Source organism: Furfurilactobacillus entadae, from assembly GCF_045862745.1.
GTDB lineage: Bacteria > Bacillota > Bacilli > Lactobacillales > Lactobacillaceae > Furfurilactobacillus > Furfurilactobacillus entadae.
Genome location: NZ_BQXN01000037.1, coordinates 1 through 9,010, shown reverse-complemented (window position 1 = coordinate 9,010; position 9,010 = coordinate 1). Strand labels below are relative to the sequence as shown.

At 38.3% G+C, this 9,010-nt stretch carries 7 protein-coding genes and 1 pseudogene; 5 read left to right on the top strand and 3 right to left on the bottom strand.

Annotated elements, in window-relative coordinates:
• Nucleotides 1–338: 338 nt before the first annotated feature.
• Nucleotides 339–512, bottom strand: coding sequence for a hypothetical protein (locus ACKTR5_RS11275; protein WP_407881587.1), 174 nt, complete (start codon nt 510–512; stop codon nt 339–341).
• Between the two features lie 204 nt (nt 513–716).
• On the opposite strand from ACKTR5_RS11275, the gene ACKTR5_RS11270 reads away from it, so the two are divergent.
• Complete coding sequence (locus ACKTR5_RS11270) at nt 717–2,420, top strand: glycosyltransferase (RefSeq protein ID WP_407881586.1); 1,704 nt, start codon at nt 717–719, stop codon at nt 2,418–2,420.
• Nucleotides 2,421–2,716: 296 nt separating this feature from the next.
• Here the strand turns inward: ACKTR5_RS11270 and ACKTR5_RS11265 are convergent.
• Nucleotides 2,717–4,160: pseudogene (locus tag ACKTR5_RS11265) on the bottom strand (MFS transporter).
• Nucleotides 4,161–4,256: 96 nt separating this feature from the next.
• Nucleotides 4,257–5,609: an APC family permease gene (locus ACKTR5_RS11260; protein WP_407881585.1), complete on the bottom strand. Its 1,353-nt coding sequence runs from the start codon at nt 5,607–5,609 to the stop codon at nt 4,257–4,259.
• Between the two features lie 645 nt (nt 5,610–6,254).
• Here ACKTR5_RS11260 and ACKTR5_RS11255 point away from each other — a divergent pair.
• From ACKTR5_RS11255 to mobL, 4 genes are all read left to right on the top strand, one after another.
• Nucleotides 6,255–7,610 (top strand): FAD-dependent oxidoreductase, encoded by a 1,356-nt coding sequence (locus ACKTR5_RS11255; protein ID WP_407881583.1) that lies wholly within the window; start codon nt 6,255–6,257, stop codon nt 7,608–7,610.
• Nucleotides 7,574–7,795, top strand: coding sequence for a type II toxin-antitoxin system RelE/ParE family toxin (locus ACKTR5_RS11250; RefSeq protein WP_407881588.1), 222 nt, complete (start codon nt 7,574–7,576; stop codon nt 7,793–7,795). The genes ACKTR5_RS11255 and ACKTR5_RS11250 overlap by 37 nt, the downstream gene beginning before the upstream one ends.
• A complete protein-coding gene (locus tag ACKTR5_RS11245; protein WP_407881582.1) occupies nt 7,770–7,952 on the top strand; it encodes a hypothetical protein in 183 nt (60 codons plus the stop codon). Before ACKTR5_RS11250 ends, ACKTR5_RS11245 begins: the two co-directional genes overlap by 26 nt.
• A gap of 838 nt (nt 7,953–8,790) precedes the next feature.
• On the top strand, nt 8,791–9,010 hold a 220-nt coding region (gene mobL, locus ACKTR5_RS11240), incomplete at its 3' end, for a relaxase MobL (RefSeq protein WP_407881581.1).

Here is a 9,010-nt window from a genome sequence, read left to right as displayed (position 1 = left end):
CACAACTACTGATACCCGTGGAACACCATAGTTGCCATGCTGTTCATTGAAAACCGTCGTAATCATGCGTTTTAAGTTGGCAAACCTATCGGGTTGCTGAAATTTTGCTTGCCAATATTGAAAGACAGACATTGAAATCGGTAAAGCCGCAATCAAGTCAACTAATCGGTATTTGGCCCTGAGCTCGATGATGACTTGTGCGAGTTCTTGGTTGGACGCTTTCTCAAGGCTTGTAATTTTTTAAGGCGTCTAAGCGTATCCGCAATGATAAATTCTCTTGTTCGAGGCGTTTGATGCGTTCCTGATCTGATTCTTTTGCGATGTGGTTTCACTCCCGTTCACATCTCTAACAACACTTGACTACCATATAAATTATAAAGCCGTTCCCAGCGCACAGTAGCCTCCACTGAAGCGAAGCCAAAGTGACCACAGGTCGCTGTTATTGATGCGTGATTTTGTTGTTTCCACTTTTCAACAGCGATAATCTTAGTTTCAATAGAAATTTTAGTCATAAGAAAACCCCGAAAGTTTGTTTCAACTTTCGGGGTAAAGGTCAGAGGTGAAGCCTTTTTTGAACGGAACGATTCACTTCACAAACGAGATTAGTTACTCTTTTCACATTGATTTCTTTTAACAAAAGTTTATAATTCAATTGTGTAAAATTAAATTATAAAAAATTTAGCTATTCGATGTAAGACGAGAGGAATACGATATAAATGTCCAAAAACATTGATTTGAATACAAAAAAAATACGCTTATTTCATTCAAAACCAATTCTTATGCCAACAGTTCTCGTCACTTGGTTGTTTGTTATGTCATTATATGAATATTTAACATACATTGACAGTGTGTTACCTATTCTAGCTAGAAAACAACCATTTGAAATTTCTTTAATCATATTTAATCAATTATTTGTGGCTCTTTTCTTTCTGTTTGGAATAGTTAATATTTTTATTGCTATCCGATATTTTTGTATTAAAGACAAAGCCAAAGATGCAGAACTAGCAATACTTGCAAAAGAAATACCAGCGGACTGGCATCCTAAAGTTGAGTTGTTGTATACAACTTATAACGATTTCTTACCATATGCGCTAGCCCAATGTTTAGAACAAACATATGAGAACACTCAAGGAATTATTCTGGATAACTCTACAGACCCTGAATATATCAAAATGATTGATGAGTTTGTGTTATCTCACCCTACTGTTAAATTAGTCAGAGACTCTGAAAATACACATGCTAAAGCTGGAAACCTAAATCATTATTTATGCAATAACAAACATGACTACGATTATTTTGTTATTTTAGATAGTGATGAATTACTAGAAAATAGATTTGTAGAAAAATGTTTAAAGATGTTTTATTACAATGAAATAGGCATTCTTCAATGTAACCATGTTAGTGGACAAAATTATAATTCTTTTATGAATACGTTTGCGAGATCCGGTAATGCTTTTTGGCCAGTGCAAAATGTTGTGCGTAGTGCGGAAGGCGGGTGGTTAAATAAAAAACATTCGAATATTGCCGTGAAAGAAACTGGCGGCGCGTTATGCATTGAATTAGGACATGGCGTCATGATATCACGTGAATGTTTTGAAGATATTGGGCAAATACCATATGCAGTGGCCGAAGATTTATGTACTTCTGTTGAAGCTGTTCTAAAAGGGTGGAATATTAAATTTGCTTCTCAGATATACGGTAATGAAGAATTTCCTGTTAATATGACAGCGCTAATGATTAGATCTAGTAAGTTTTGTGCTGCTAATTTTGAATTTTTTCGAAACTATTCACGTAAAATAATTAAATCAAAAACCATCAGCATCTATCAAAAGATTGACTTGTTTTGTTTTACATTGTCGGTTCCTATAAATGCATTTCAATACATTAGTTTAGTTATTACTAGTTTAATTTGTCCCGAGTTGCACATTCCACTAGTCACGCAATTGTTTATGTTAGTACCTACGTTAATCTGTTATTTTAGCCAAACTTTGGTAGATAGTGTTTTTCAGTTGAAAAATGGAACAAAATTACTAGATTTATTGTTTTATGAAATAGAATTGAGTCTATTATATGGATCTTTTTATTTTATTACAGTTAAGTCTACTGTACTTGCTTTACTGAATAAACCTGCTAAATTTATAGTCACACCAAAGGTTAACGAACGTATTGGTTTTTTGTATGCAATGCGAAAGCATTATCAAGGAATCTTATTTTCGTTGTTTACAATAATTACATGTATTTCTATTTCTGGAAGTTGCTGGGTACTATTATCGTTTGTTCCTGGTTGTTTTGGATTTTTGTTTGAAATGCAAGCGAATCATCAGACGGAAGAAGAAAAAACAAAAGAGAACAAATTAATTAATTACAGTAATAAAGCGCTCATACTGGGTAACACAAAGACAGTTAATTGGAATGATTAATCAATTGGTTTTGAACTACTCATCCATTCATAGTCGAGTAGATCACGATTTCAGCGCAACTCCATACACTTAAGAAAGAGTTAGGAAGTTTGGCAGTTACGGAGTCACAACTCATGTTCGTGGTTGATCAGTTTGTTGGGCGAGGCTACATTTAACGGTTGGGTAGACCTAAAAAGACATCATTCTTATTAAGAAATGATGTCTACATGTGATAAATTTTTCATGGGCTTTACTGAGACTAAATATATTTGAAGTCTGTGTTCTCTTACTTTAATCCATATCTTGATACAATCACTTTACTCTGCAATGTTATTTGAGGATTGAGATTCATGCTTTTCAGAAAATAAGCGATGTAGCACTATTAAAAATGAAACTAAAGAAACAAACGTCGCAAGAAAGAAAACGTTTCTAAATGCGGAAATGAAAGTTTCACCTAAGGCCCTAGAAATGTGTCGAACTCCGAGTAACTGGAGAAATAGTAGGGACGACGCGAAACTAATTCCGATTGTCATGCCAATTGTTCTGGCAAACGAATTAAATGATCCAGCGACACCAGTAAAATTCTTATCAACTACGCTCATTGTGATGGCATTGTTAGGGGTTAGGAATAATCCAATGCCAACACCATTTAAGATGATTGGGGGTAATTATCGCAATGAGATTTAATTTTGTTGGATACAATGCGTAACCAATCTGCGAAATAGTTAAAATGAATAGTCCGATTGACGTAAGTTTCATACGGTCCCATTTATCTGCCAAAACACCGGCTATGGGGGTAATAAATAGCATTGTAGCGGATTGAAGCATCATAAGTAAACCACTATAAAATGGCGATAAGCCACCATAACTTTGAAGATAAAACGGTAGTAAAATATTTGAAATTGCATTAACTAGCATAGTCAATAACATCGTAACAATTGAAACCATAAATGGCTTGTTAGCTAGTACTTCTGGTGCAATCCAAGGACTGGATGATCTTTTATCAACGGCAAAGGAGAAAAGTGTAATGCTTGCGCCAACAATCAGCAATAACACACCGATCACTATATTAACGCCAGCACTCTTCAGGAAAAAAGACCCGCTAAGGAAGAAAATGATGATTCCTAAAGTAAAGTAATTTTGGCCTTTCCAGTCAACACCACTAGTTGCAGTCCAAATCAGCCGTTTTGTTAATTTTGGCAAAGGAAGGACTTTAAAACCAATGTACAAAATGATGATGCCCAAAGGTACATTAAAAAGATAGATTTAACGCCATGATGAAATGGACATGACGAGTCCGCCAAGAGCCGGCCCAGAAATTGTTCCAACTGAAGTAAACATAGAGATGACGGCTAATGCTTCTGCTCTGGTTTTATTTGGGAAGTTTTCAGTGACGATTCCCATCGAATTGGCCATAATCATTGCTGACCCAATGGACTGAATGATGCGTCCAATTAACATGAGCCAGAAAAACATTGCAATACCAGTGATGGCCGATCCGATAGTGAATAGGATACCGCCATAAAGAAATATCAGATCCTTTGACACAAGGTCGCCAAGGTGGCCAAACACAACTAATAAGATGGTCGTAGTAATTAAGCCAATCTGTACCACCCAGGTGGCTGAACCACTGGTAATGTGTAAATCAATAGCAATTTTAGGTAACGCTAGATTAGTACTTGATCCTGCGATACCACTAATTAATGAAAATAGACCTAGAACCACGATGATTCGAAAAGATTGCTTATCCAGCGTCTTCATTTGAACTACCTCCTAAAAATATGCTGATCAATATTAGCCAATCATGCTGAGATCCTATCATGCTTTAGTGTCTGCAAAAATTGGTGAAAGCAAGCCTTATTTGATGGATTTTATGAAGCTTAAAGAATTATTGACGGGAATCTTACTGTGTATTTTTTGGCCCTTATGGTCATCTAACAGGTAAAGAATCGCACCGAGAACCAAAATGCCTATTCCAATTAAAGTAATTTGTAAGCTAAAGCTAAACATTAAGTAGAAGGAGGCTAACAAAGCCAAAGATGGAATGAACATACCACCGGGAAGGCTAAAAGCGGTTGATGGTTGATTTTTTCTGGTTCTAAATTTAAATACGGCTAAAATTGTTGGAATATATTGGATGAAGCTTGTGATAACGACACAAGAAACTAAAAATAGATAGCTGCCAGAAAGAAGCAAACAACTAGCGACGACAACAGAAACTAGAATAGCAATATACGATGCGCCAAATCTATTTTTTTTTGCAATGAAGGATGGTAACAATTGATGTTCACTCGCAAGACTGGAGGCCACAACTGGCGCATTGAAACTTAAGGATAGTGCAACGCCAAATGTAGAAATAATCAGGCCAATCAAGGTGAAGTAGTAACCATAGCTGCCTAAAATGACGTGAAACGCTGAAGCCGCAGGAATTGGACTTGACTGGATTGATTTTCCTAGAAGGCCGATAGTGACAGACTGAATCATTAAATACAAACTAGATGTGGTAATCATGACTGCAACAAGCACTTTTGGTAAGGTTTTTTCTGAGTTCTTCATGTTACTAGCAGCTACAGGTATAAAAGCAAATCCGGTAAAAATAGCCATAATCACGGAAAGGGAATTGTTAATTCGGTGGTAGGTTCCAGTTAGGCCAATTTGTGAGAAATCTACTGGGTTATTAAAATTGTGCGAGTGTATGAAGAAGGCGCCACACACAATAATGGAAATTAGCATAATGATTTTTGTTGTAGAAGCAATGTTATCAGCAATTGATAAAACATGGTCGCCAAATAAATTGATGATACCTAAACAAATAACGATAGATACGGCAACTATATTGTAAATGATTTTATCGTTCATGATTGGCAGTAATAACTTTAACGTAGTCAGCAAAGCCGCCACTTCACTAGCAAGCTGAATAATAGCTGTCACCCATGTGTCGAATCCAACTTCGAATCCAGCAAAGCGTCCATAGGCATTGTAAGTGTAAATCCAGGATGAACCGTCCCCAGAGAACTTACTTGATAGATTTGCAAAGCAGAGTAATATAGCAAATGAGGCCAGTGCTGCAACCAAAATTACCGCAATTGACCAGTTATGAAGATTGGCATAAATGTTACCAGGTAGTAAGAAAATACCTGATCCAATGATGCTGTTTATACCCAATAAAAAGACTGTTCTAAAACTCATTTCGTTTGAACTATTAGTCATAAAGAGTCCTCTTTAACCTAAGTTAATTGAAACACTGACATGTAGTGAATGTTCCTGTACTAAGGATAAACTTATGTTAGTTGAAGAGGAAATATTAATCCCTTGTGTTGAACATAGGAAACGTATTTCAAATTTATGACCACTGAGTTTGATTAGTCGACGACGTTAGCCGACATTCCAATCCATTCACCGCACCAGGAGTTAAATCTAGATGAAGTGACCATTGATTTTGAGCAGGATTACGGAGCAGTCCTCACTGTCCGGACCGGCCAGCCAAAGGCACAAGCAATCGGTATCGATGCTGACGGTTAGAACATATTAGCCATGTGGTCACCATTAATTAGAAAGGCACCTCAAAATGAGCAACTTTCAAGTAAGCTTGGTATACCGGGCTTGCAATTAAATGGATATTATTTTTGACACAAAAGCCCATGCAGTCGGGTATCTGCTTGGGCTTTTTTCGTGGGTTAATTTCGTCGTCTAGACATTTTGCTTCTTGTGGTGACGGTCTTAACCAGTCCGTAAATCATACTGTTAACAGTGTTCCCAGAAGCTCGATTATTCATGGCCGAGTAGTTCACAAAAGCGTGATATACTCTACCCGTTGATGCAAAAGATTTTAAGCCATTTTGGAGGATACTTCTAATGAGAAGTGCGGAAAATGTTTTTATCGGATTTGGAAAGGCTGCTAAAACGTTAGCGTTTAAGATGGCACAACGTGGAGAGTCTGTTATTGTTATTGAAGCAAATGATCGGATGTATGGCGGAACATGCATTAACGTTGCTTGTATTCCGTCTAAGTTACTGTATGAGCTTTCGGGGCGGCTGATTTTAGGCGGTGAAGCGACCAACTATCACCAAGCAATCATGCAGAAACGCAGTGTCATTGGTCAATTGCGATATAGTAATTTCCATAAACTTGCTGATCTGCCACCGGTTACGATCTTGAATGGTAGTGCAACATTCATCGATACACATACAGTGCATGTTACTTACAACAATGGCACCGAGGAGGATATTGCTGGGCAGCGAATCTTTATTAATACTGGATCGAAACAAGTTATGCCTGATATTGACGGTATTGACAGCCATTTTGTCACTACGAGTGAAACGCTCATGGAGCAAGATCGTTTACCAAAAGAATTGGTTATTATCGGCGGTGGGTATATTGCTTTAGAATTTGCCACGACTTATTCTGAATTTGGTTCAAAAGTGACGATTTTGGATCGTAATCATCAATTTATGCCCCACGATGAGCCTGAATTTTCTGATGAAATTCGGGCCGATTTTAATGATCGCGGAATCACTATTATTAGCGACGCGACTGTAAATCAGATTATAGATGAACAGGACCGTGCTGCGATTTATGTTAGTGTTGCCGGAGAAAAACGCGTGATTTATGCAGATACTATCCTGGCAGCTACTGGTAGACACGCCAACATTGACCAATTGAATCTGCCGGCCGCCGGCGTCAAAACAAATGAACGTGGTGTCATCGTTGATGATCATCTGCATACGAATGTACGCCACATTTGGGCCTTAGGTGACGTCCGTGGCGGCGCCCAGTTCACTTATATCTCACTTGACGATCATCGCATCGTGTTAGATGAGTTATATGGAGGCGGTGAAAAGAGCTTACAGGAACAGAAGCTTGTTCCACATGTCTTATTTGTCAAACCTGCTTACGCAACGATTGGATTGGACGAACCGACTGCCAAAGCGCAAGGAATCCATTATCGGGTGGCACGTTTCCAAGTTAAAGGGAGTCCTAAAGCACACATCTTAGGCAATGCCCGTGGGACTTATAAAGCCTTAGTTGATGATAGTGACTATATTATTGGGGCAACACTTTATGCGGTCGCATCTTACGAGGTAATAAATATTTTATCCATGGCGATGCATAATCACATCAAGTACCAACAAGTGCGCGATCAAATCTACGCCCATCCAACGATGAGTGAGGCATTGAACGATTTATTCGATACTGTTGCGCCTTTGTAATAAAACTTGTACGTAAAGTTTTAAGTAATATTCAGCGCGGATTATATTTTCGCGTTGAAGGGGCTCAGTATTTGATTACTCAAGATTTCAACAAGAAGACTTCAAAGACGCCTGCGGCGGAAATTAAGCATGCGGTCGCTTTACGTAAGGATACCCAAAATGAAAATCAATGGCATTTTGCATGAACTGTTAAAAGATCCCAAATTCGTGAACTTTTATAATGCAAACAAAGAGCGTTCTGCCGGTGCTTTATCTCTGTATCAGGTACGGACAGAAGTGGGTTTGAAACAGGCAGATTTAGCCGAACAAGCTAACGCCACAAGCAACAATTTCTCGAATTAAGCGGAGAGACAATGACACGTTTGATAAGTTGTCCGAGATTGCCTAAGCTCTCGGGAGAAAGGGCAAAGTTGAATTTATGAACTAAAGATAATTAACGGAGAGTCGCTAAGGCGGCTCTTTTTTTGGCTTTTTTCGATTTCAGTGTAACTTCCTGCACTCAAGAAAAAGTTAGGGAGTGATCAATATTTTTAAATTGAAACTATTCAGTTTCGTGTCAGCGTTAGTGTCAATGTGAAGTAAAACTGATATCGAAGTACCAACGAAAGCAACAGTTGAGTTTTATCGAACGTGGCATCAATATTTAAATGCTTGCATGGCCCTCCAGGTGAAATATAGCCATGCCAAAGAAACGAACATGTTTCTGATAATTGCCAAAGTCCGCTCGATTAAGTTTGTTAAACATCCTTGATTTGTTTTAACCATTAAATCATTTTGCGAGATTATTTTTTGTCCAAAGCAGACACTTCATCTAAGCTTTTATCTCTTGTTAAATAGTCCCGCCAGATGCGAGATGCAGATAAAAGGACACACCCAATGGTTAACCAATAGAAAAGAATACCTTCAGTTGCACCAGAATCAGGTGTGTGAAAACGGAGTCAATTATTTATCCATGACAGGGGAAATAAAGCTGATAAAGCAGTAATGGCTATTAACGTCAAGGCGTAAAGTGTTACTTGAAGAAAATTGTGGACTGTGAAGTTTGCAGTCCATGCTCTAAATAACTGTTTAACTAGATTCATAATCAGGGCCCCAGTTTGCAATTTATCCTTTTACAAGTGGAAATTATTGAAAAAGGTGTGCCTGGTTAAAACAACAAGGAGCCATTGATGAACAAGGGGTGGTCGATCAGAGCCAAATTAAGCGGGCAATTCAGGCCGCCATGCCGGATCTTATTCGTGATGAGGGCTTATCCGCCGACGCCTTTTGGTGGGCCGACGTCCATTTGAACACCGATCACGTACATGTGCATATTGGATTGAGTGAGGTGCATTCAGCCCGGCCCCGAGTGGCCAATCATGAAGTCCGTGGGAATATGCAAGCCGCCCATTTTGATGATC

Excerpts from the sequence above, each read along its gene's own strand:
- ACKTR5_RS11275 (WP_407881587.1), bottom strand. The coding sequence starts at position 512 with ATGACTAAAATTTCTATTGAAACTAAGATTATCGCTGTTGAAAAGTGG.
- ACKTR5_RS11270 (WP_407881586.1), top strand. The coding sequence starts at position 717 with ATGTCCAAAAACATTGATTTGAATACAAAAAAAATACGCTTATTTCAT.
- ACKTR5_RS11260 (WP_407881585.1), bottom strand. The coding sequence starts at position 5,609 with ATGACTAATAGTTCAAACGAAATGAGTTTTAGAACAGTCTTTTTATTG.
- ACKTR5_RS11255 (WP_407881583.1), top strand. The coding sequence starts at position 6,255 with ATGAGAAGTGCGGAAAATGTTTTTATCGGATTTGGAAAGGCTGCTAAA.
- ACKTR5_RS11245 (WP_407881582.1), top strand. The coding sequence starts at position 7,770 with ATGAAAATCAATGGCATTTTGCATGAACTGTTAAAAGATCCCAAATTC.